This is a genomic window from Anoxybacillus sp. UARK-01 (assembly GCF_002075365.1).
GTDB lineage: Bacteria > Bacillota > Bacilli > Bacillales > Anoxybacillaceae > Anoxybacteroides > Anoxybacteroides rupiense.
In genome coordinates this window covers 1-24,876 of sequence record NZ_NASY01000056.1, presented here as the reverse complement: position 1 = coordinate 24,876, position 24,876 = coordinate 1, and the positions used below count along the sequence as shown (strand labels likewise).

19 protein-coding genes and 2 pseudogenes are annotated in these 24,876 nt (G+C 43.9%); 19 read left to right on the top strand and 2 right to left on the bottom strand.

What is annotated here, in order from left to right:
* The 18 genes and pseudogenes from opp4A (at position 1) to B6A27_RS17435 (ending at position 21,999) form a co-directional block, all read left to right on the top strand.
* Positions 1–1,788 (top strand): oligopeptide ABC transporter substrate-binding protein, encoded by a 1,788-nt coding sequence (gene opp4A, locus B6A27_RS17530; RefSeq protein ID WP_080862801.1) that lies wholly within the window; start codon positions 1–3, stop codon positions 1,786–1,788.
* Between the two features lie 752 nt (positions 1,789–2,540).
* On the top strand, positions 2,541–2,807 hold the full coding sequence (locus B6A27_RS17525; protein WP_080862800.1) for a PTS sugar transporter subunit IIB: 267 nt from the start codon (positions 2,541–2,543) through the stop codon (positions 2,805–2,807).
* Between the two features lie 20 nt (positions 2,808–2,827).
* Complete coding sequence (locus tag B6A27_RS17520) at positions 2,828–4,090, top strand: PTS ascorbate transporter subunit IIC (RefSeq protein ID WP_080862799.1); 1,263 nt, start codon at positions 2,828–2,830, stop codon at positions 4,088–4,090.
* A gap of 282 nt (positions 4,091–4,372) precedes the next feature.
* Positions 4,373–4,858 carry a PaaI family thioesterase gene (locus B6A27_RS17515; RefSeq protein WP_080862798.1) on the top strand — a complete coding sequence of 162 codons (486 nt, stop codon included), beginning with the start codon at positions 4,373–4,375 and terminating at the stop codon, positions 4,856–4,858.
* Positions 4,859–5,008: 150 nt separating this feature from the next.
* Positions 5,009–6,268: a PucR family transcriptional regulator gene (locus B6A27_RS17510; protein ID WP_066147466.1), complete on the top strand. Its 1,260-nt coding sequence runs from the start codon at positions 5,009–5,011 to the stop codon at positions 6,266–6,268.
* A 91-nt stretch (positions 6,269–6,359) separates the two neighbouring features.
* Complete coding sequence (gene pruA, locus B6A27_RS17505; RefSeq protein WP_080862797.1) at positions 6,360–7,907, top strand: L-glutamate gamma-semialdehyde dehydrogenase; 1,548 nt, start codon at positions 6,360–6,362, stop codon at positions 7,905–7,907.
* An 11-nt stretch (positions 7,908–7,918) separates the two neighbouring features.
* A complete protein-coding gene (locus B6A27_RS17500; RefSeq protein WP_080862796.1) occupies positions 7,919–8,833 on the top strand; it encodes a proline dehydrogenase family protein in 915 nt (304 codons plus the stop codon).
* A 531-nt stretch (positions 8,834–9,364) separates the two neighbouring features.
* A complete protein-coding gene (locus B6A27_RS17495; protein WP_080862795.1) occupies positions 9,365–10,585 on the top strand; it encodes an MFS transporter in 1,221 nt (406 codons plus the stop codon).
* Between the two features lie 497 nt (positions 10,586–11,082).
* Positions 11,083–12,057, top strand: coding sequence for an agmatinase (gene speB / locus B6A27_RS17490; protein ID WP_066147733.1), 975 nt, complete (start codon positions 11,083–11,085; stop codon positions 12,055–12,057).
* A gap of 302 nt (positions 12,058–12,359) precedes the next feature.
* Positions 12,360–13,706, top strand: a complete 1,347-nt coding sequence (locus tag B6A27_RS17485) for an aspartate aminotransferase family protein (RefSeq protein ID WP_080862794.1) — start codon at positions 12,360–12,362, stop codon at positions 13,704–13,706.
* A 40-nt stretch (positions 13,707–13,746) separates the two neighbouring features.
* Positions 13,747–15,177 (top strand): sodium:solute symporter family protein, encoded by a 1,431-nt coding sequence (locus B6A27_RS17480; protein WP_066147477.1) that lies wholly within the window; start codon positions 13,747–13,749, stop codon positions 15,175–15,177.
* 341 nt (positions 15,178–15,518) lie between these two features.
* On the top strand, positions 15,519–15,845 hold the full coding sequence (locus B6A27_RS17475; RefSeq protein WP_139788167.1) for a YnfA family protein: 327 nt from the start codon (positions 15,519–15,521) through the stop codon (positions 15,843–15,845).
* A 390-nt stretch (positions 15,846–16,235) separates the two neighbouring features.
* A complete protein-coding gene (locus B6A27_RS19465; protein ID WP_080862792.1) occupies positions 16,236–16,553 on the top strand; it encodes an LD-carboxypeptidase in 318 nt (105 codons plus the stop codon).
* Positions 16,507–17,554: pseudogene (locus B6A27_RS17465) on the top strand (Gfo/Idh/MocA family protein). Before B6A27_RS19465 ends, B6A27_RS17465 begins: the two are co-directional and overlap by 47 nt.
* Before the next feature lie 474 nt (positions 17,555–18,028).
* A pseudogene (locus B6A27_RS17450) lies at positions 18,029–19,086 on the top strand (Gfo/Idh/MocA family protein).
* A complete protein-coding gene (locus B6A27_RS17445; RefSeq protein ID WP_080862791.1) occupies positions 19,083–20,051 on the top strand; it encodes a sugar phosphate isomerase/epimerase family protein in 969 nt (322 codons plus the stop codon). Before B6A27_RS17450 ends, B6A27_RS17445 begins: the two are co-directional and overlap by 4 nt.
* 312 nt (positions 20,052–20,363) lie before the next feature.
* Positions 20,364–21,017 (top strand): bifunctional 4-hydroxy-2-oxoglutarate aldolase/2-dehydro-3-deoxy-phosphogluconate aldolase, encoded by a 654-nt coding sequence (locus B6A27_RS17440; RefSeq protein WP_080862790.1) that lies wholly within the window; start codon positions 20,364–20,366, stop codon positions 21,015–21,017.
* Positions 21,004–21,999, top strand: a complete 996-nt coding sequence (locus B6A27_RS17435; RefSeq protein ID WP_080862789.1) for a sugar kinase — start codon at positions 21,004–21,006, stop codon at positions 21,997–21,999. The genes B6A27_RS17440 and B6A27_RS17435 overlap by 14 nt, the downstream gene beginning before the upstream one ends.
* Before the next feature lie 171 nt (positions 22,000–22,170).
* On the opposite strand, the gene B6A27_RS17430 is transcribed toward B6A27_RS17435, so the two are convergent.
* Positions 22,171–22,662, bottom strand: coding sequence for a GNAT family N-acetyltransferase (locus tag B6A27_RS17430; protein ID WP_080862788.1), 492 nt, complete (start codon positions 22,660–22,662; stop codon positions 22,171–22,173).
* 223 nt (positions 22,663–22,885) lie between these two features.
* Positions 22,886–24,001, bottom strand: coding sequence for an NAD(P)/FAD-dependent oxidoreductase (locus B6A27_RS17425; protein ID WP_080862787.1), 1,116 nt, complete (start codon positions 23,999–24,001; stop codon positions 22,886–22,888).
* A gap of 490 nt (positions 24,002–24,491) precedes the next feature.
* Here B6A27_RS17425 and B6A27_RS17420 point away from each other — a divergent pair.
* A partial coding sequence (locus tag B6A27_RS17420) for a GNAT family N-acetyltransferase (protein ID WP_161491058.1) occupies positions 24,492–24,876 on the top strand: 385 nt, incomplete at its 3' end.

Genomic DNA, 24,876 nt, shown 5'->3' with positions numbered 1-24,876 from the left:
TTGAAAAAAAGGTATGGGAAGCTTTTAAGCTTGTTAGTCGGTTTTTCGATTTTGCTAGCGGCTTGCACAAACAGCACAACAAGCGGCGATGGAAAGAATAGCAAAAACGCGCAGACAGCGCAAAAAGAAACGATCGGAAACTTCCCGATGGCGGTCAAAAACGATGGCAAGATTGTTGACGGGGTGTTGACGTATGGGCTTGTTTACGACACGCCTTTTGAAGGAACGCTGAATTATGCATTTTATCAAGGCCAGCCAGATGCGGAAATTTTACATTTTTTTGATGAGTCACTGTTCCACGCAAACGGGGATTATGAAATTACGAATGACGGTGCCGCAACGTATGAGCTTTCTGATGATAAAAAAACGATCACGATTAAAATTAAAGACAATGTCAACTGGCATGATGGAGAACCTGTTAAAGCGGAAGATTTAGAGTATGCCTATTTAGTCATTGGCCATAAGGATTATACAGGTGTCCGCTACGGAGACGCACTCATTCAAGACATTGTTGGCATGGATGAATATCATGCGGGAAAAGCAGCGAATATTTCTGGAATTAAAGTGATTGATGACAAAACATTATCCATCACATATAAGCATGCAAACCCGTCCATCTTAACAGGCATTTGGGCATATCCATTGCCAAAGCATTATTTAAAAGATATTCCAATCAAACAAATGGCGCAATCCGATAAAATCCGCAAAAACCCGATCGGTTTCGGCCCATTCAAAGTGAAAAAGATCGTTCCGGGTGAGTCGGTTGAGCTTGTGCGCAATGATGATTATTACGGCGGAAAGCCGAACTTAAAAGGCGTTATCGTTAAAGTTGTCAATCCAAAAGTTGTGTTGCAGGCATTAAAAAAAGGAGAAATCGATGTTGCGCAATTTCCAACTGATCAATATGTCAGCGCAAAAGGAACAAAAAATATTCAATTCGTTGGCAACATTGAGTTAGCCTATAATTATATTGGATTTAAGCTGGGGCATTGGGATGCAGAAAAACAAGAAAATGTCATGGATAATCCGAAATTCCAAAATAAAAAGCTGCGCCAAGCAATGGCGTACGCCATTGACAATCAGGCAGTTGCCGACAAACTATATCATGGGCTCCGCTTCCCGGCCACTACACTCATTCCACCATCATTTCCAGGCTATCATGACGAAAATGCAAAAGGATATTCATATAATCCTGAGAAAGCGAAAAAGCTGTTAGATGAAGCGGGCTATAAGGATAAAGATGGCGATGGTCTTCGCGAAGATCCAGATGGAAAGAAATTCACAATCAATTTCCTTTCAATGAGTGGAGGAGATATTGCGGAACCGCTTGCTAAGTTTTATATCCAATGCTGGAAGGCAGTCGGTTTGGATGTGCAGCTTGTGGATGGCCGTTTAGCAGAGTTTAATTCATTTTACGATATGGTTGAAAAAGACGATCCAAAAGTGGATATCTTTGCAGCGGCATGGGGAACAGGGACCGATGTCGACCCGTACGGGCTATACGGCCGCAATGTTATGTTCAACTATTCTCGGTGGGTGAACGAAAAAAATGATGAATTGCTTGAAAAAGGCCATTCTGAACAAGCTTTCGATAAACAATACCGGAAAGGTATTTATAACCAATGGCAAGAATTAATGAATGAAGAAGTGCCGGTGATTCCAACCTTATATCGTTCACAAATATTTGCTGTGAATAATCGCGTGAAAAACTTTACGGCTGATATCGATCCATTCAACTGGAAATGGCAAGAAGTAGGAGTAACAGCGGAAAAACCAGAAACCGAATAAAATAGAACCGCTGAAGGAAAAGGGGGTCCCATAATTTTGTGGGAACGCCCTTTTTCTGTTTGGGTTTTCGGCTTCTGCATGAATATAAAATACTGTGGATACGAAGGGGATTTCTATTAAGATTAATATTTTTACCATCATGTCATACATATGAAAATAAGAAAATGGCTCAAGCCGATTTTTATGGCATGTCCCTCTGTCTGTTTTCTTAGCCAAGAGGAGAAGAGCGTTCTCTGCTGACTGACTCGCTTTCTTTAACCCACATTCATTTTATGGATTGTGTTGCATATTGAAAAGCGGCGATGGATATGGCTGCATGTAATTGCATAACGGTTGCATGACAAACCATCATCAAAAAAAGCAATCGGCCGGGGGATCTAACAAGGTGAAAACATCACGTACGTAAGGTCATCATTTGAGCAGCAGTAACCTCCCGTCTCTATTTAAAAGCGCTTTCATAATAGGCGGCGCTGTTAGGAAATAAAGGCGGTCTTATCCGTTTATTTGCAGTGGATCACGCGCACTGGGTATGTGACTTTTGAAATGTATGGTAGATAAAATACAAGAATAATTTTGGGAAGGTCAGCAGTTTGCAGCTTGCTTTATAGCCCGTTGATGCGGCCAGGTCTGAACAACCGCCGCTTCTAGCAATCGATCAATGAAACGCTTAACCCTAACCATCGAGTTTCAGTTTCGAATGTGAAAAGGTGAAGTCCCGTTGCGTCTTTAGCAGACGAAAGGAGGTGAAAAGGATGAAAAAAATTTTGGTGGTCTGCGGCAATAGGCTTGGCAGCAGCTTTATGATCGAGTTAAATGTGAAAAACGCTTTACAGGATCTGGGGATTGAGGCCGATGTGTCCCATACAGATTTAACTGCAAGCAAAACCGAAAAAGCGGATCTGTACGTCAGTGCGAAGGATTTAATGGATGTCCTTGACGACAGAACAAGGGCAGTCGCTAAACTAGCCAATATTTTCGACATGCAAGAGTTGAAATCCGTCTTACAGCAGTATGCATAAACAACAAGGGGGAGAGGCGGATGTTAGATTTATTAATGAAGGATATTTTGGGATCACCAGCCATTTTAGTGGGGTTGTTCGCGTTTTTGGGGCTTGTGCTGCAAAAAAAGCGTGTTTCTGACATTATTTCAGGAACGTTAAAAACCATTATGGGATTTATTCTTCTCAACGGCGGTGCCGCGATTCTGATCCAATCACTTGATGCGTTTGGCAAATTATTTGAAAAAGCTTTTGCGATTCAAGGGGTCATTCCGAATAATGAAGCGATTGTCGCAATTGCCCAGCAAACATTTGGCAAAGAAACGGCGCTCATTATGCTGTTTGGGATGATTGTCAACCTGCTTCTTGCTCGGTTTACCCGTTTTAAATACATTTTTTTAACTGGACATCATACGTTATTTATGGCTTGCTTAATTTCAGCAGTGCTGGCAACAAGCGGTGTTGCTGGAGCTCTTCTTGTCATGATCGGTTCGATTATTCTCGGCGCCTTGATGGTATTCATGCCGGCCCTGCTTCAGCCATATATGCGTCAAGTGACCGGGACAGATCAAGTTGCTTTAGGGCATTTTGGATCTGTCGGATATTTTGCGTCTGCATGGATCGGCAAGCGCTTTGGCAATAAAGCGCGCTCTACTGAGGATTTGCGCGTACCAAGATCGTTGAGCTTTTTGCGTGATACGTCCGTAGCGATGTCGCTGACGATGACGATCTTATTTCTGATTGTTGTACCATTGGCGGGCAAAGAGTTCGTTGAAACACAGTTAAGCGGCGGCGTCAATTTTCTTGTTTTCTCGTTAATGCAAGGAATTACATTTGCTGCTGGCGTATATGTGGTGCTTGCTGGAGTACGGATGTTAATTGCCGAGATTATTCCCGCTTTTAAAGGGATTGCCGATAAAGTCGTAAACAATGCCAAGCCTGCTCTCGATTGTCCGACTGTATTTCCTTATGCACCAAATGCCGTCATTATTGGCTTTTTATCAAGCTTTGTTGCTGGAATGATTTCCATGCTTATTTTGCCGGCTGTCGGTTTAAAAGTAATCGTGCCTGGACTGATTCCGCACTTTTTCACAGGAGCAGCAGCAGGTGTCTTTGGAAATGCTACAGGAGGCAGACGCGGAGCTATTTTGGGGGCTTTTGTCAACGGACTTCTCATTTCGTTCTTGCCGGCGCTTCTTTTGCCAGTTATTGGGTCGCTAGGGTTTGAAAACACGACATTTGGTGATTCAGACTTTGGTATTGTTGGTATTTTATTGAGCTATTTGATTAAATGGTTTTCGTAAAAAATATCAATCGGTTAAAGGGCTGGCTTACGTCGTGTATCAACGTATCGCCAGCCCTTTTATTAGCCGTTTGCTCTGCACGACTTACAACTTTGTGAACTTTGATAAAAAATGTGTGTAGCAGATTTCATTCAACGTGAGCAGAAGGGGCCCATTTTTGGAAACAAAGAAGATGACTTCCCATAGGAGCAGCTGACAAACGAAAAATGTACGTCTAAAGATGAATGGAGATTGCTCTGTCTATAGCCGCTCGGCTATACTTAATGGAAAGGGGGAGAGAAGATGGAAGAAAAGGTTGTAAACGCGATTCAAGATGAATATCCGGATGATTTTGCTTGGTGTTATGGCTGCGGTCGTCTTAATGAAAAAGGCCATCATTTTCGGACGGGATGGCAAGGGGAGCAAACAGTGACTATTTATACACCGCGTCCAGAGCATACAGCAATTCCGGGATTTGTATATGGCGGGCTGCTCGCGTCCTTAATTGATTGCCACGGAACCGGTTCAGCAGCATTGGCCCTGCATCGTAAAAATGGCTATGACCCCGGAGATGGCACAGCCCCGCCGCGGTTTGTAACCGCTTCTTTAAATGTGCAATTTCTGAAGCCCACTCCACAGGGGGTACCGCTCAAAGCGATTGGCACGGTGGAGGAAGTACATCCGAAAAAATGGAGAGTGCAGACAGAAGTTTATGCAAATGATGTTCTTTGCGCGCAAGGAGAAGTGATTGCGGTCGTCATGCCAAAGACATTTTTGCCGTCTTCGTGATGCCAACGAATGCAAAAACGCCTGCTGTTTCACTAGAACAGGCGTTTTTTACTGCTACCACAAATGTCGCAAGCATGCAAGTGTATATTGTAAATCAATGAAAGTGTACATACTATCAAAAGGGGTTTTAATGAAGGGAGAATCGTCTGTATGGATGGATCCAAACAAGAGTCACAATGGAATGAAAAAGAGTTTGCTTCTCTTCATGAATTAGCTGATTTTGTCTCCGCCCATGTTCAATGTCCAGTGACCATTGAATCACGTGATTTGGAACTGATGGCTTATAGCGGAAACCACAACGAACCGGATGCGGTGCGCATGAATACCATTTTAAGCAAACGGGCCGCGGCCCATGTTGTCCATTATTTGCATGAAAGTGGTTGGCTTCAGCGCATTGAAGAGGCGAGTGGAGTCGTTAAAATCCCAACATTGACAGAAATTGGACTTGGCCCTCGCACGGTCGCCTGCATCAAAAGCGGGAAAAAAATTTATGGATATTTATGGGTTCAGGAAGCCAGTGACGCATTTGCGGAGGAACATCAGTCTTTTTTGGTGGAGGCGGCGAAGAAAGCGGCGGAATGGTTTGAACAACAAATGAGTGTGACTCGTAAGCGGCAGAAGGAAATGGAACGGATATTGATGAGCTTCATTCGAGAAGGAGCCCCAAGTGACCAAGCTGTAAAGATTGAAGCAGAACTGAGAGGAATCAAACTGCCAAAGGAGTTTGTTGTCGTTCTGTTTCGGGTTTTGCGGTCCGATAGGAAGGAAATCATTCGCCATTATATTATTTTTAGCATGAATGCGTTAAGTGGCTCCACCTTTTTGATCGAAAATCATGAGCAGTTGATTTGCATCATTGGAAATCCCTCTGTTTCCTCTCATACAGCTTTGGACCAAGCTCGGCTGCTGCTTGAAAAATTAGAGAAGGAGTTTCACTGTGATTTACAGCGGGATGTCCTTGTGGGAATCGGCAAAGAGTATCGCAGATTAAAGGATCTTAGACAAAGCTATACAGAAGCAACTGAGGTGATACATATTAAAACGCGACTTCATGAACCGCTTGGCCATTTTTATGAGGAGTTAGGGATTTATCGGCTGCTTCCGGCCATATATGCGCAGCATAAGCGGCAGCGCTATCAAAACGAACAATTGCAGAAATTGAAAAGATATGATATGGAAAATCAAACGACGCTTATCCAAACATTGAAGCAGTATCTTAAAAATGATGGAAAAATTAAAGAAACAGCAGAGGACTTATACATACATCCTAACACATTGCATTATCGAATCAAGCGCATTCAAGCGATTACTGGCATTGATTTTGCTGATTTTGAACAACGAATGATGTTATACATTGATCTCCTCCTTCTCCAATATAAGGATGATATTGTGTTCGACACACAAATATAAGGCTTGATCATTATACCGGAGAAACAAAGAATCTTCTGAATGTATCCATTATAATGAATCATATAAGCTGATCAAGAAGGGGACGATGAGAATGGCTGTACCGTATAAGCATGAGCCGTTTACCGATTTTTCTGTTGAGCAAAATCGGCAAGTATTTCAAGCAGCATTAACCGATGTTCAATCGAAGCTTGGACAAGAATATCCGCTTGTGATTGGGACGCAACGCGTAACTACAGAAGAAAAAATAATTTCGCGCAATCCGGCGAACAAGGCAGAGATTGTCGGCATGGTTTCAAAGGCGACGAAGCAATGGGCGGATAAAGCGATGGAAGCAGCGCTCCAAGCGTTTGAAACATGGCGAAATGAACCTGTTGAAGCACGTGCGCACATTTTATTTCGAGCAGCGGCTATTTTACGCAGAAGAAAGCATGAGTTTTCCGCGCTTTTAGTAAAAGAAGTCGGAAAGCCTTGGAAAGAGGCGGATGCTGATACGGCAGAAGCGATTGATTTTCTGGAGTATTACGCGCGCCAAATGATGAATTTACAGCGCGGCATCCCTGTGGAGAGTCGTCCTGGTGAGCACAATACGTTTCATTATATTCCGCTAGGGGTCGGGCTTATTATCTCTCCATTTAATTTCCCGTTGGCGATTATGGCTGGCACGACTGTAGCGGCTATCGTAACAGGAAATACGGTTATTTTGCGCCCGTCGGACCGTGCGCCTGTCGTGGCTGCGAAATTTGTCGAAATGATGGAGGAAGCAGGGCTGCCAGCTGGGGTACTAAACTATTTGCCAGGCGGCGAAGCGGAGGTTGGCGAATATTTAGTCGAGCATCCAAAGATGCGTTTTATTTCGTTTACTGGTTCACGAGCTGTTGGTTGCCGCATTTACGAACGAGCAGCGATCGTTCAGCCTGGACAGAAATGGCTTAAGCGAGTGATTGCCGAGATGGGTGGAAAAGATGCGATCATTGTGGATCGAGAAGCCGATCTTGAATTAGCGGCACAGTCTATTGTTGCATCGGCTTTTGGCTTTTCCGGACAAAAATGTTCAGCCTGTTCACGGGCGATTATCGTTGAAGATGTGTACGAACAAGTGTTAAACCGCGTGGTCGAGCTGACAAAACAGCTAAAGGTGGGGAATCCAGAAGAGCAGAGCATATTTATGGGACCGGTTATCGATCAAGCGTCATTTGACAAAATTATGGGATATATCGAGATTGGCAAGCAAGAAGGCAGACTGATGGCCGGAGGAGAAGGAGACGATTCAACAGGATTTTTTATCCAGCCAACGATTTTTGCTGATGTCCACCCAAGCGCACGGATTATGCAGGAAGAAATTTTTGGTCCAGTTGTCGCTTTTACGAAGGCAAAGGACTTTGACCATGCGCTTGAAATAGCAAATCATACGGAATATGGATTAACAGGAGCTGTCATCTCGAGAAATCGTGCCCATCTTGAAAAAGCTCGTGAGGAGTTCCATGTTGGCAATCTTTACTTTAATCGCGGCTGTACAGGTGCGATTGTCGGTTATCAGCCGTTTGGCGGCTTTAATATGTCAGGAACCGATTCAAAAGCAGGGGGCCCTGATTATTTAATTCTTCATATGCAAGCAAAAACCGTAAGTGAGGCGTTTTAGGAGGAAAGACGATGTTAGCACAAATCTCAAAAAATATTTTTCTATATGCTTCGCAAAGCAAAGCATTAAATAAAGCAGCTAAAAAATGGGGGCTCCGGTTTGGAGCTTCCCAAGTTGTCGCTGGTGAGACGATTGAAAGCGCTATTGCTAAAGTGAAAGAGCTGAATGAAAAAGGGCTTGTTTGTACGCTTGACCATTTAGGCGAGTTTGTTTCGAGCCGAGAAGAGGCGATTGAGGCGACAGAATATAATGTGAGAACGCTAGAGGCCATTCATAAAGCGGGGGTCAACAGCAATCTCTCTGTTAAACTGACACAACTGGGGCTTGATATTGATTGGCATTTTTGCCTTGACAATATGAAAAGAATTATGGAAACCGCTAAGCGGTGCAATAACTTTGTGCGCATTGACATGGAAGATTCCGCTCATTGTCAGGCGACATTAGATATTTTGCATGAATTGCGCAAAACGTATGACAATGTAGGAACAGTCATTCAGGCCTATTTATATCGCGCGGAGCAAGATGTCAAAGATTTAAAAGGAGTCTCTCTTCGCTTAGTAAAAGGTGCTTACAAAGAACCACCTGAGGTGGCTTATCAGGATAAACAGGAAGTAGATGCCAATTACATGAACATTATTCAACAGCATTTATTAAGCGGAAGCTACACGGCCATTGCTTCACATGACCATAACATTATTGCGAAAGTGAAGCAATTTGCTAAAGAGAACAATATTCCGCGCGACCAATTTGAATTTCAAATGTTGTACGGATTCCGCACCGACATGCAGCAACAGCTTGCGGCTGAAGGATATAAAATGCGTGTGTATATTCCGTTTGGCAACGACTGGTTCGGCTACTTTATGCGCCGCCTAGCGGAACGACCACAAAATGTCGCGTTTGCGTTAAAAGGGTTTTTTGGCAAATAAATCGTGAATAGCTGCTTTTCGGAACAGAAAGAACGCAAAAAAACGGCTGCTGCGCCATGCCTAGTCATGGCGCAGCAGCCATTTTTTGTGTATGGTATTTAGTTAACACGGGCTTCATGAGACTCAGTTAGAGCATCCTTGCTTTTTCGCTCACTGGCTGTTGCATGTGTTCGATCGCTGTTCACACCATTTTGCCTGCCATTTCTCAGGGAATGACAAAAAAGCGATCCCTTCCCCAAACAAGCTAAGTGCAGCGGCGGCACTTAAGCATGGTATGCTTCTTCAAGAAGTAGTGCCAGCTATCATTTTGTATACATAAGCATTTTTGTATATGTATATCATCACGATAATGACGAGAGGAACATCATAGAAGGTTTCTAAAGCTTCATGCCTAGATGTTAATTTGGAAAGGAAATGATAAATAATTGAAACATTTGTTAAAAGGAGTATAATGGTAGCTGATGCCTCTCTGCCATTGGTCAGGGAGACTTCTTAGGGAAATGCTTAAATTAATAGAAAGGGAGAGAAAAGATGTATACAAGTGCTCAGCAGGCTGCTCCTGTTCGGATGACAGTCTATCCTATTTTGATTGCCATCAGCATGGGCCATTTGCTTAATGATGCCATGCAGGCCGTTGTCCCTGCGCTGTTTCCGATTTTGGAATCATCGATGAATTTATCGTATATGCAAATTGGTTGGATTGCGTTTACTTTGAATATGACCTCTTCGGTTCTTCAGCCTGTTGTTGGCTTATTTACGGACCGGCGTCCTTCCCCATACTTTCTGCCGCTGGGAATGGCTGCGAGCCTGTTGGGAATGGTCGGTTTGGCGCTGGCGCCTAGCTTTCTCTTTGTTTTATTATCGGTATTATTAGTAGGGCTTGGTTCTGCCGTGTTCCATCCGGAGGGAGCAAGGGTGGTCTATTTTGCAGCAGGAGAGAGACGAGGGTTTGCCCAATCGATTTATCAGGTAGGAGGAAATACAGGAAATGCTCTTGCTCCATTGTTTACGGCTCTTATTTTTGTACCGTTTGGCCAAAAAGGGGCCGGATGGTTTACAATGGTGGCACTGCTGGGCATTATGATATTATCTCGCGTATCACGGTGGTATTCTCATAAACTAGAACAGCGAGAGAAAGACCGTGCCCAAAAAACAGTGGTAAAATTGGAAGGGCAAGAGCGGCGACGCGTTCTCTTTGCTTTAATTCTATTAATCTTTTTAGTGTTTACTCGCTCTTGGTATTCGGCCGGTATTTCCAACTATTATCAGTTTTATTTGACTCAATATTACCATATTTCGATACGAGAAGCGCAGCTGTACTTATTTATTTTTATGATCGCTGGAGCGATTGGCACATTTGTTGGCGGCCCGCTTGCCGATCGATTTGGAAAGAAGAATTTAATGCTGTTTTCTACAGTCGGTACCGCTCCGTTCGCCTTGCTGCTTCCGCATCTTCCGCTCGGATGGGCGCTGCCTGCGCTCTTTTTAGCTGGCTTTATTTTATCACTTAGCTTCTCAACTTTTGTCGTGTATGCACAAGAGTTGCTTCCGGGAAATGTCGGAATGGCCTCTGGATTAATTGTTGGTCTTGCGTTTGGAATGGGAGCGTTAGGCGCGGTCGTACTTGGTAAAATTGCCAATACATACACGCTTAAATCGTTGATGTGGATGTGCAGCTTTTTACCACTGCTCGGAGTGTTGACTTATTGGCTGCCGAAAGATAAAGGCCGGTCGGCAGCTTTGGGGCATTAAGAGCAGGAAAGTTGTGAAAAAGCTGAAGGGTGAGGAAGAATCCTAGACAATAAAGGCGGTTCGTAAGCTTCTGCTTGCGAGCCGCCTTTTGCTGTTTGTTGCTCGTTTCATGCCATCTTTCGCTCTTTCCATTTTAGCGGCGCAAATCCAGTATGGCTGATTTTCGCTATATTATTCACAAATCTAGATCGAATGCCCATGGTATCTAAACGTCATGGCAAGACGGAACGAATCATGTCTACAACAAAAAGACTGGGCATGGGTGTGACAAAGGACGTTGAAAAAGGCCAAGCTCCATATGGATGCAAATGCTTACATATCAAGCGGCATCGATTATCCCCCCGCTTGATTTTGTAACGTTTGTCTATAACGATAACAAAATGAGGGTAGCTAGTCAAAATATTTCCATTAGCCTTGCCGCGACCGTCCATTTTCCACAGCTCGTTCGTTCTATTTTCAAGCTGCATTTATATATTTTTATAAAGGGAGGGGTTTGTGTGTATCAACCAAAAGATTCATCGCAATCGCCACGCTTTTGTGGCGTTCGCACATTTATGCGGCTAGAGCATGTTCGCACAACGGATAACGTTGATTTTGCGGTGCTTGGTGTTCCGTTTGATACGGCTGCTTCTAATCGAACGGGACAGCGATACGGTCCGCAACACATTCGAAATTTCTCAGTACTGCTTCGTCCGTATAATCCAGATATGGAGATTGATATTTTTCAATACTGCTCTGGAATCGATTATGGTGATATAGATGTTGTTCCTGGAAATGCGCTGCGGACATATGGTCGGATTGTCAAGGAATTGCGTCCTCTTTTGCAAAAAAATATTATTCCCATTATGATGGGCGGAGATCATTCCATCACATTAGGACATTTGCGGGCATTTTATGAACGTTTTGGGCCGATCGCGCTTGTTCATTTTGATTCGCATGGAGATACATGGGACCATTACTATGGAGAGAAGTATATGCATGGTACGCCGTTTCGCCGGGCTGTAGAAGAGGGATTGCTCGATGTGGATCACTCCATTCAAGTCGGTATGCGCGGACCGCTCTATAGCGCAGATGATATCGAGGATGCACGCCGCCTCGGCTTTGAAGTGATTCCGATGAAGGAAGTTCGAAAAACAGGCTTTTCTGAAGTGATGGATCGCATTCATCAACGAGTGGGAGATCGGCCTGTTTTTGTTTCTTATGACATTGATTTTGTTGATCCGGCATTTGCTCCTGGAACCGGTACACCGGAAGTAGGAGGGCCTACAAGTTATGAAGCGCTCGAATATGTGAGAGGACTTGATGGTTTAAACATCGTTGGTTTTGATCTAGTTGAAGTATTGCCTTCATACGATCAGGGCGAAATTACGGCTGTGCTGGCCTCCGCCATTATTTATGAAATGATCACACTCATCGCTTTAAAGAAAAGGCGATCGCATCAAGAGAGACGATCTGGCGTTGCTAGACAATGAAAGGGATGCGGAACAGAAGGATAAAAGGCCCTTTAGCTGGGGCGCCTGATTTTGAGTGGTCGGCAAGAATGAACTTGAAACCTAGGAAAAGCGTGTATTCAGCCAGCATCTAAAGCCCAGTTGATGCAATCATGAACGAGCGGTTGAAGGGATGGCGGATCATCGGCCCTTTCGCTTGAAAGCAACAGGATGGATCAGCATCCTGCAAATGTGGTTGAGAACATTCCTTCCGCGCTGTGTACTGGTATCATCATAGCGGGTTATGAATAAACAAATTTCATTCGCACAAGGGGAGAAAAAAGATGAGAGAAAGCAATTGGATTCATCTATTTCAACAAATGCCGGATTTGCTTGCGCCAACGATGGCAAAAGATCATCCGAATTTGCCAGTTGTAAAGGAGGAAGGCTGCTATTATTACGGGGTGGATGGAAAAAAATATCTTGATTTTACTTCCGGGATCGCCGTAACAAACATTGGCCACCGTCACCCGAAAGTAGTACAGGCGATTAAAGATGCGGCAGACCGTCTGCTGCATGGACCGAGCGGGGTCATCATGTATGAGTCTATTCTTCGTTTGGCCAAAGAGCTCACACCGATTATGCCTGAAGGATTAAACTGTTTCTTTTTTGCTAATAGCGGAACGGAAGCGATTGAAGGAGCGATGAAGCTGGCCAAGCATGTTACGAGACGTCCGTATGTGATATCGTTTACAGGCTGTTTCCACGGGCGTTCCTTAGGATCGCTTAGCGTCAGCACCTCCAAAAGCAAATATCGCCAATATTTGCAGCCAAACGGATTGACGTATCAGCTGCCATACGCGAATCCGAAAACGTGTCCAGACGGTGAAGATCCGGATGTTTATTTGGCTCGTCAACTAGAGAAAGAAGCTGCAGCTTTATTTGCTCATCAAGTGACCCCGGAAGAAGTAGCGTGCATGATTTTAGAACCGGTATTGGGAGAGGGAGGATATATTGTTCCCCAAAAAGGATGGCTTCATAAAGTAAGAGAAATTTGTGACCGACATGGAATTTTGCTTATTTTTGACGAAGTGCAAACAGGATTTGGACGCACGGGGGAATGGTTTGCCGCACAAACATTTGACGTTGTTCCAGATATTATGGCTATTGCGAAAGGAATCGCTTCAGGTCTTCCGCTAAGTGCAACGGTGGCTTCTAAAGAGCTGATGCAGCAATGGCCGCTAGGAAGTCACGGAACAACATTTGGCGGCAATCCGATTGCCTGCGAGGCAGCGCTGGCGACATTAGAAGTATTCAAGGAAGAAAACGTGCTGGAAAATTGCCGGATTGTTGGACAATATGCTCGTGAACGGTTGGATGAGCTCAAAGAAAAACACGCTGTGATTGGCGAGGTGCGCTCGATCGGATTGATGATTGGCATTGAAATCGTTGATCCAATGACAGGGGAACCAAATGGAGAGGGGGTGATGAATATTTTAAATCGCTGTCTGCAAAAAGGGGTTCTTTTCTATTTATGCGGAAATCAAGGAGAAGTTATTCGCATGATTCCACCGCTGACTGTGACGAAGGAGCAGATTGATGATGGCTTGCGCTTGCTGGCCGAGGCGTTAACGGAGTATGAAAACGAAATGGGCTTCCGTTCATTTGAAGCTAAAATGACAGGCAGATAGCGGCGGGTTTCTTGATGAAAACAAGAATGGGGGAATCGGGATGAGCGTCCTTGATACAGGTGTTATTTTGGCTTATTTTCTTCTTTTAATCGTCGTGGGGATTTTAGGAGCGAAAAAAGCGAAAACGGCGGAAGATTACGCGCTTGCAGGCAGAAATCTTGGTTTGTTTATTTACCTTGGTTGTTTATCCGCCGTCATTCTTGGCGGCGCTTCAACGATTGGCACGGCCAAATTGGGGTATCAATTTGGGCTTTCAGGCATGTGGTTTGTCTTTATGATTGGTCTGGGCATCACACTATTAGGCTTGTTTTTTATTAGGCAGATTTACGGAGCGAACGTTACGACGATAAGTGAATTGCTAGGAAGGCGCTACAATCAAGAAGCTCGTTTAATCAGCGCGATTGTGGCGGCGATTTATACCTTAATGGTTTCTGTTACGCAGGTGATCGGAATGGGCAGCATTATACACGCGGTGCTCGGTTGGCCTATGACGACCTCCATGCTTGTGGGCGGCGGCATCGTCCTATTTTATACGATCCTCGGCGGAATGTGGAGTGTAACGATGACAGATATTATTCAGTTTCTTGTGATGACCATCGGCATCTTTTTCATTATGCTGCCGATGAGCTTATCTCGCGTCGGCGGATGGGAGGCGCTCTCTCAACAGCTTTCGGCTTCTCATTTTGATTTTACCTCCATCGGATGGTCCAGCATTTTTCAATACTTTCTATTATATACATTAGGAATGATCGTTTCTCAAGATATTTGGCAGCGAGTATTTACAGCACGAACCACGAAAATCGCTCGAGGCGGAGCGGTGTATGCCGGGGTGTACAGCATTGCGTATGCGTTAGCTTTAAGTATCATTGGCATGTGTGCAGTGATTGTCTTTCCAACTATCAGTGATCCGCAAAATGTATTTGCCAGCATGTCGCTCGCTATTCTTCCACATGGGTTATTAGGTCTCATTTTAGCAAGCGTGTGTTCTGCGCTCATGTCTACCGCCTCAGGAACGCTGCTCGCTTCCTCGACACTGATCTCACACGATATTTTGAAGCAATATTGGCTAAAAAATATGAGCGACCAGCATGTTGTACGATTATCGCGGATCATTACCCTTGTGGTCGGTGTGATCGCCATAATCTTTGCCATTTGGATTCAAGATGTGCTCGTTGCTCTTGACGTGGCTTATGCGATTTTATCAGGTGCCATTTTCGTCCCTGTTATTCTTGGTTTCTTTTGGAAAAAGGCAACAGCGAAAGCAGGGCTGTATTCGATGGTTATTAGCTCACTTGTCGTATTTGCTGGTTTAGCGTTGGAAGGCCTCAGCTCGACGAAACCGATTATGTATGGCATCGTAGCCAGCATCGTATCGATGATTCTATTTTCCTATTGGCGTCCGGCTTCTCATCTTCAGCCCGATCATCAAGTGGTCATCGAAGAATGGGAAGACGAGCAAAAAGTGCTATGAGAAGGCAAACCGTATAAAACAAGCCGGCTTTTATGGAAGCTATGTGCCCGGCTCTCTGTTTGAAAAAAGATGCTGAGATTTAGCATCTTTTTATTTTATTGTCCATATTGATCATCGGCAAAAGAAAGTGGAAGTGTCAAGGAAATCGACGATCGTCGATTCTCTGTATTTTATCAAGCGATCATATAAAATAAACGTTTGATCGTTTATAATGATATAAATGAGAAATGAAGACATTGTCTATAAAAAGAAAATAGAGAACAGGGCATCTTGCTGTCTTTGCGAGAGAAGATATCGCTGTGCTTTTTGAATTTTAGGGGTGGAAAAGGAAGGAAATACATATGTTTGTAGCGATCGTTCTATTTGTTCTGGCGGGATTAGCGGAAATTGGCGGAGGATATTTAGTTTGGCTGTGGCTTCGTGAAGACAAGCCAATGATATATGGAATGCTGGGAGGCCTACTTCTTGTTCTTTATGGGATTATTCCAACATTACAGCAATTTCCGAATTTCGGTAGAGTTTATGCGGCTTATGGGGGCATTTTTGTTGTACTTGCTGTTCTTTGGGGATGGGGAATGGATCGAAAAGTGCCTGATTCCTATGACTGGATAGGCATGCTTCTTTGTTTAGCTGGCGTAGCTGTCATGTTATGGGCACCAAGACAGTGACCATTTTTTGCTGACATCACTCGGTTTTTGTTTGCCGAACTTACTTTGTGAAAGGCATAGGTTCAAAGATCAGCTGCTTTATGTGTTATTATCAATTTAGTTATTTTTTACAGATGATAAAAATAAAACAAGAATCAAAGCAATTTGTGTAATGAACTATTAATTATAGACGGAGAATATCTCGATAGAGCCAGTGGTTTTGCCCATATCATTTAAGATGAGGCTGGGTAAAATGGATTGGAGTTTATCTGTTTGTATGTGTATTTTTACAAATAGGGAGGAGAAAAAATGGCGTTGCGTCCTAACCGATTGCGTCCTGGAGATACCATTGGCATTATTTCCCCTTCATCGGGGGTTGCGGCTTTATGTCCAAGACGGTTGTAAAGAGGGATCGCCGAATTAGAGAGACTAGGATTTAACGTTGTCGTTGGCAAGCATGTTCAAAAACAAAATGAATATATGGCAGGTACAGTGGAAGAGCGTCTAGAAGATTTACATGATATGTTTGCCAATCCGCGTATTCATGCCATTATGACTACTATTGGCGGCACTTGCTCTCATCAGCTGCTTGGGGAGCTGGATTATGCTCTTATAAAGCACAATCCAATCTTAACGGAAGAGGTCCTAAACAACACCGATGTTTTAAGGAGGAATATTTGTGATGAAAAAATTGAAAGTCGGAGTAATTGGGTGTGGAAGTATTGCTAAACACCGCTATTTGTCTGAATTTTCTAAAAATGAACACGTAAACATTGTCGCTGTATGTGATAGTAATAAAGAACGCGCAGTCGAAATAGCTAAAAAATATCATGTAACACCTTATACAAATTATGAGGACCTTTTGTCAAATAAAGAAATTGATGCCGTTAGTGTCTGTACGCCCAATTATTTACACGCCCCTATCTCCATTGCTGCGCTAAAAGCAGGGAAACATGTCCTATGTGAAAAGCCAATGGCGACAACAAAAGAAGAAGCTGAGGAAATGATTGAAGCTTCCAAACAAACTGGAAAGAAATTAATGATTGCCCATAATCAACGCTTTGTAAGCTCCCATGTGAAAGCCAAAGAGTTAATTGAAAAAGGAGAAATCGGAAAAATCTACAGTTTCCGCACAGCTTTCGGGCACCCCGGACCTGAAGGATGGAGCGCTGATGGAAGGGACAGCTGGTTCTTTAAAAAGGAGCAGGCGGCAATGGGAACAATGGGCGATTTAGGTGTCCATAAAGCGGACTTAATTCGCTTTTTACTTGGTGAAGAAATCATCGAGGTCGCCGCATTTGTCGAAACAATAGCAAAGGAACAAACAGATGTCGATGACAACGCCGTTTGCCTCTTAAAAACAGAGAGCGGCATTATCGGAACCCTAGCTGCTAGCTGGTCATACAACGGAAAAGAAGACAACTCAACCATCATTTATGGGTGAAAAAGGAATTTTACGTTTAGAAGACGATCCAGACTATTCTTTAGTAGTCCAATACAAAAATGGAGAAGTGGTCAATTACAAGCTTAGTGCCATTCAATCCAATGAAGAAGGCGGGCAAACAACCTCTCACGTCATTGACCAATTTGTTGAAAGCATTCTAAACGACCAAGAACCGCCGATATCGGGAGAGGAAGGAATGAAATCTTTGCTAGTCATTCTTGCTGCGTTCGAAGCAGCCCAAGCAAAAAAAGTCGTACCGCTAACATGGGAAAGAGTCAAACAATAAAAGATGTGGGGATCAAATCTCAGGGCGGGAAAAATCCATGTGTTGGGCTTATTTCAGGAGGGAAATCGCAGAGCAGCAGGATCAAGGCATGAAGCTACGGAAAAAAGAACCTCACCCTCGAATAAAAGTGATAAAGCATTCAACGTGGCGGATAGGCATTATTCGAAAATCGTGAAAAAGGGTGCTGAAAACACGAAAACTAGTGCTAAACCGCGATCAAAGCCGCAAAGCTGAAAGGAAAGCCCAGACCCGTAGTCAATGAGCTTCATTATCAAAAAATGTCAATTCGAAGCCGAATAGCAGCGCTTCAACCTCATACAAACTAGCCCGTAAAAGATATGAACCTAGAAATAAAGCACCAACATATAAAACATGAGTGCCGTCCTTTTTATTTGAGAACAGGTTTGTTTGCTTAGTTGTCGAGCTTAACCGAACAAATTCATGAAACGAGACCAACGGCGAAGAGGTGTCACCATGAAAAAATTAAGAGTCGGCATGATTGGAGCAGGGGGAATCGCTACATTTTGCCATATTCCAGCATTTCAGCAATTAAATGAAGCAGCCGTCACGGCTGTTTGCGATGTAAACATCGATAAAGCAAAACAAGTACAAAACCAATTTCATATTCCACAAGTTTACGAGAATTATAAAGATATGCTGCCACATGTCGATGCTGTTGTCATTTGTACCCTGAATAAATTTCATAAGGAAATGACTATTGCGGCACTGGAAGCCGGCGTTCATGTTCTTTGTGAAAAGCCAATGGCGATGAATGCGAGTGAATGTGCGGAAATGATAAAAGCGAAAGAAAAGTCCGGGAAAATATTATGGATCGCCTACCACTATCGCTTTATGAAAGAAGCACAAGCAGCAAAAAAAGTGATCGATGAAGGTGAAATTGGTCATCCGCTCGTTGTCCGTGTCAAAGCATTACGGCGAAGAAAGGTTCCGGGATGGGCGTTTTTACCAATAAGGACTTGCAGGGTGGAGGGTGCCTCATCGATTACGGATGTCATCTATTAGACCTTGCTCTTTGGTTGATGGGAAATCCAAAAGTGAAAGAAGTCACAGGTGCCACCTATAACGTACTTAGTAAAATACTAAATCAAGTAAATGAATGGGGCAGCTTTAATCATGAAACATTCAATGTTGAAGATCATGCGACAGCCTACCTTCGTTTTCAAAATGGAACAAGCCTCCTTTTTGAAACATCATGGTCTGCTAACATTTCGAAAGATGAAGATACTCTTTCCATTTCTGGCGAAAAAGGCGGCTTAGACGTTTTTCCTTTTACCTTAAACTATGCGAAACATGGGATGCTGTTTAATAGTGTGGCTGCCTATATTCCCGAGGAAAAAGAGGAAGGGTTTTTACAGGCAAAAGCATTTGTGGAGGCGTGTCTTGGATTAAAAGAACCTTTAGTGAAACCAGAAGAAGCGATACAAGTTTCACATATAATCGATGTGATTTATGAAAGCAGTGAAAAAAGTAAAAGCATATTACGAACGGAGATGGGAGGAAGTTTGTCATGAAACTAGGCGTATTTACAGTGCTTTTTTCTAATAAATCGTTTACAGACATGCTCGATTACGTGAAAGAAGCAGGATTACACGCAGTCGAAATTGGAACAGGAAACTATCCAGGTTCTGCTCACTGCAACCTTGATGAATTATTAGAAAGCAAAGAAAAGCGCGAGCGCTACCTTAAGGAAGTAGCATCTCGTGGGCTCATGATCAGTGCATTTAGCTGTCATGGAAATCCCCTTTCTCCCGACCAAAAATTTGCGAAGCAATCCCATGAAACGTTTGTTAAAACCATTCAGCTTGCGGAGATGATGGAGGTTCCTGTTGTGAACTGTTTCTCTGGCGTTAGTGGTGACCATGAAAAGGCGAAATATCCAAACTGGCCGGTTGCCCCTTGGCCCAATGAATACAATGATATTTTAAAGTGGCAATGGGAAGAAAAGCTTATCCCATATTGGAAAGAGTGGGGGAAATTTGCTCAAGATCATAACGTTAAAATTGGTCTAGAATTGCACGGTGGCTTTTTAGTTCATTCACCATATACGATGTTAAAGCTTCGTGAGGAAACATGTGAAGCAGTAGGCGCAAACCTTGACCCAAGTCACCTTTGGTGGCAAGGGATTGACCCGGTAGCTGCGATTAAAATTTTAGGAAAAGAAAAGGCTATTCACCATTTTCATGCAAAAGACACCTATATTGATCCAGACAATGTCAATATGTATGGTTTAACGGACATGCAGCCATACGGTAATGTTCAAACAAGGTCCTGGACATTCCGGTCTGTTGGATGCGGTCATAGCCTTCAAGAATGGTCTGATATGATGAGTGCCCTTCGCACATACGGATATGATTACGTCGTCAGCATCGAACACGAAGATCCACTCATGTCGATTGAAGAGGGATTTAAACGCGCTGTCAGCAACTTAAAACAAGTCTTAATCGAAGACCAACCGACCAATATGTGGTGGGGGTAATGGGGGAGGGTGGACCTCTTTTATGAAGGTTTTTGCAAAATAATGGATGGCGCATACTTTAATGAGCAGCAAATATTTTCTAATTCATGAACCTCTCCTACCTCTACTCCGTTAAGAGGCGGGAGAGGTTCATTGTTGGACATTTACTAGAAGGAAATTCGTGGAAAAAGGTATTATGTGATTTTATATCGTATATTATCGAAATAGCAAGTGGCAAAGCAGTCAATCATAAGAAATCATCATGTTCACGACATGGCCATTTGGAAAACAGGGGTTACACTATAAAACGATAAGAATGGAGGCATGATACTGATGACGTCTCGTTTGCTCCCATTATTGAAAGAGGAAAAAATCATCGCGATCATTAGAGGAGTTTCACAAGATTCCATACAACCAATTGCCGAGGCTTTACAGTCAGGGGGAATGAAATTTTTGGAAATCACAATGAATACCGATGGAGCTTTAGCCGCTATTGCGAAGCTAAGAGAAACATATGAAAACCGCCTTTATATTGGTGCGGGGACGGTGTTAAATCTAGAGATGGCTAAAGAAGCCATACAGGCGGGAGCGCAATATATTATTTCTCCTCATCTAAATGAACAAGTGGTTGCTTATTGTGTCGAACAAGGGATCGACGTATGGCCTGGTACGATGACACCTTCCGAGATGTACAGGGCCTATCAGCTAGGGGCGAGCGCTGTGAAAGTGTTTCCGGTCGGAACTTTAGGAGCGAACTATATTAAAGAGGTAAAAGCTCCTCTTCCTTTTATTGAAATGATTGCAACAGGAGGCGTCAATACAAAAAATATGATGACAATATTAAATAATGGGGCCATTGCCGTTGGATTAGGAGGAAATTTAGTCGACAAACAGCTTGTGCAACAAAAAAACTACGATGAACTCACAAAGCGGGCGCGTATGTTTGTTGAGCTTGCTAAAGGGGTTGGCAGCGATGCAGCAAAATAATGATGTTGATGTGGTGACAGTCGGGGAAAGCATGATTCTCTTTCAACCAATGACAGACGGCTCCTTAAGGTACTCTCCTTTATTTACCAAATCGATAGCAGGCGCTGAATCCAATGTGGCCATCGGGCTTACGCGGCTCGGCAAAAAAGTAAGATGGATCAGCCGGATTGGCTGCGATCCATTCGGCGATTTGATTGTGAGCACGCTTGCCGGGGAGGGAGTCGATGTCTCCTGCGTTATTCGTGATAAGAAGGCGCCGACCGCCATTTATTTTAAAGAATTTAAAGGTTACGGCAACCCAATGATATATTACTATAGAAAATATTCAGCAGCAAGTAAATTTTCCGAAGCAGATATCCAACCTGAGTGGTTGGCCAACGCCCGTCATCTGCATGTAACCGGAATTACGCCCGCACTAGGCGAACGGACGGCAGATTTTATTAAAAAAGTGATGGAGCAAGCGAAAGCAAGAGGATTAACTGTCTCATTTGACCCGAACTTACGCCGAAAGCTATGGAGCGAGGAGCAGGCGCGGCGCGTTTTATTGTCATTAATGCCGTTGTGCGATATTTTTTTACCTGGATTAGAAGAAGCAAAATTTTTAATGGGTGAGCAACCGGTCGCAGAGTATGGAAAGCAGTTTTTGCAAATGGGCCCCAAGCTGGTTGTTATGAAGCTTGGACAAGAGGGATCTATTGGCTTTTATCAAAATGAAGCGGTCCAATCCCCCGTTTTTCGTATGGATAAGGTTGTTGATCCGGTAGGGGCCGGAGATGCGTTTGCCGCGGGCTTGCTGTCTGTGCTGTTAGATGAAGATCAGCCGCTCGATGAGGATGTTTTAAACATTTGTTTACCTAAAGCATTAAAGCGGGCGAATTTATTAGGCGCCCTAGCTACACAATTTAAAGGAGACTGGGAAGGTCTTCCTTCCATTCGTGAAGTGGAACAATATATAGAGGGACAGGACATGATCACAAGATAAAAAGAAACGGCGGAAGATGCGTAAAAAATCTTCCGCTTAGAATGTTGACAAATGCCTTTATCTTGCGTTACGGGCCTCGTTCGTCTGCTCACCCTCTGCTCTATTCCGAACCGGAGAAAAAGCACGCCGTAACTTAAAAACTAGCTTTTTTGACTATTCCGTTATCTGATCTTAAGCACGATCCTCGGATAGCTGAGGGGGCGCAAGTTCTTTATAAACAAGCTCTCGGTATACTTGAAATCCTTGCTTTGCGTAGAAATTTTTTGCGACTTCATTTTTGCTCCAATAATCGAGCTCTATTAAATAGATGCCTTTGTCTTGTGCCAGTTCGTAAATGTACTCCATCAGTTGCGTGCCATAGCCTTTGTTTCGGACGGATTCGCTAATGCTAATTTGGTGGACGTATATAGATTGATAGGACTGAAAAAATATATTTTCCGGATGTGTTCGTATCTCCAGCCAAGCATATCCGCATGCTTGTTCGTTTTCTTCCAATAATAGAAAAATGAAGTGCGGCTGGTGGATCACACTTTGAAAAAATCGCTTCATGGCTTCCGCATCATATTTTTTGAAATGCCGGGGATATAACGCAACATGCAGATCGTGAACGTGTTTATTCAATGCGGCAATAGTTTTGTAGTCTGTCGTTTGCGTAATTTTCATCCTCTCGCTCCCTTCCTGTGATATTATTATATCCAAAAAAAGCGGGAAGGGCACAACATTTCCGCTTATCCCTAGATATCTAAGCCAAACCGCCATACGGATAATTGCGGTTTGGCTTATGATTAGCGTGTGAAATAAGCATCCAGTAGCCGAAATGAATTGGGAAGCTTTTTCAACTGAATATCAGCTATGGCGAGGGTTCTTTTTTGTTAGGTGTATTCTCTCATTTTACCGCGCCGGCGATATGGTAGTCGAGCGGATTCAGCTCGGTCGACTTTCCGACAATGAGCTTGGCAAGCTCAGCGCCCAAGTAAGGCCCTGCTGTTAGCCCGGATGCCCCTAAGCCGTTGGCCACATAAATGCCGGTAAAGCCGGGAAGCGCTCCAAAGACAGGAAGGAACCCTGGGGTATATGGGCGAAATCCGACTCTTGTTTCGCTATGTGTGCAATCCGATAATCCGGGTGCGATTGCTAACGCTTTATGTAATATTTCATACACTCCCCCTGCGGTTGCTCGACAATCGAAACCGACACCGTCTTCATGGGTCGCCCCGACAACGATTCGCCCTTTTCGAAAAGCAAGCAGGTATTGGTTGCTTGGGGGCATGACGACAGGCCAGTGATCGGTATCTTGTTCTGGCTTTTCGAGATGAATGATTTGCGCCCGTTGCGGTGTGACTAAAAATTCGATGCCGAGCGGCAGCAGCAATTCTTTTGCCCATGCGCCGGCTGCGATGACGACCGCGTCAGCCTGATAATAAGTGCCAGCGACTTCCACACCGTTCACATGCGAATGTTGCTGAACAATCTTGGCGTCTCCTTTTATATAGATGGCCCCCAGCTTTTGGGCGGCTCTCACTAACGCATCGCGTAATGCTTTGCCATTGACGCGCGCTGCTCCGCTGACGTAAACAGCCTCGTAGCCTTCAGCCAGCGCTGGAACTAGCTGTTTTGCTTGTGTAAAGGATAGCTTTGTCACTTCTCCGATTTCCGGTGCTTCTTGGCGGCGCTGCAGTGTACGATCCATCATCTTTTCAAGTTTTTCTTTATCTGTATGCAAACAAAGGGCCCCTACTCGTTCATAGCCTGTTTCTGTTTCTCCATGCGATTGAAGTTCTTGAATTAACGAAGGATAAAATTTGGCTCCGCCTCTGGCTAAGCGGTACCAAACTTGGTTGCGGCGCTGGGATACCCATGGACAGACAATGCCGGCGGCTGCGGCGGTGGCTTGGCCTTTGTCGCCGCGATCGATGATGGTGACGGCTGCTCCCTCTCTTGCTAAATGGTAGGCGGTTGATGCTCCTAAAATGCCGGCTCCTACAACGATGTATGATTTCATGAAAAACACCTTTTCTGTTTATTTTTTCGCACTATTAGAATAGCATAAATCAGACGATTTTCGTAACACTCCCTTTATATGCTGGGCAGTTTCGTCCTAAGAAGCTCTCCGCGATGAACCTCCTCCACCTCCACTTCGCTTAGAGGTGGGAGATTTCTCGGTGGATGATATTAAAAAACTAGGTTTGGCTGGGCTCTCTATTCAATTGAGATTAAGAGGGCTTTCTTGCTAGTGATCTCCAAATGAACAGGTGATAACCGATTTCGACAGTCGATTACTGGCCCTCGATTATAAAAAATGGAAATCTGTTGTGAGTTGAATCTTCTGATGAGAAAGCTGGCATCAACAGGAGATGAAAGTCGACCAAAAAACGAGCAAACCAGAAAATGCATCTATCGTTATAAGGTTTTTATTTTTGCTGGACAAAGGATTTTATAGGAAAAAAAGCGAAATAAGGGAAAAGGATATCGAGAAGAGGGAGGAAGCTGTTATGGAATCTGTCCGTTTATTGACGGAAGCTGATTATGAAGAGGTTTTTCGTCTATCAGAATATGCCTTTCAATATAAGCTTACAGAGCAGCAAAAGATGGTTCGCAAACAATGGATGGATAAACAAGAGATTTTGGGAGATTTTGAGAATGGCCAACTTGCTGCAAAAGTGCATTTGCTGCCATTTACGGTTTTTATTCACGAACAAGAATGGGAAATGGGAGGGGTAGCCGGCGTAGCGACATGGCCTGAGCATCGCCGGAAGCGAAAGGTGGCCAAGCTGTTAACAAAATCGTTGGAACGAATGAGGGAGAGCGGGAAAAGTATATCATTCCTCCATCCGTTTCAAGTGAATTTTTACAGAAGATTTGGCTGGGAGCTTTTTG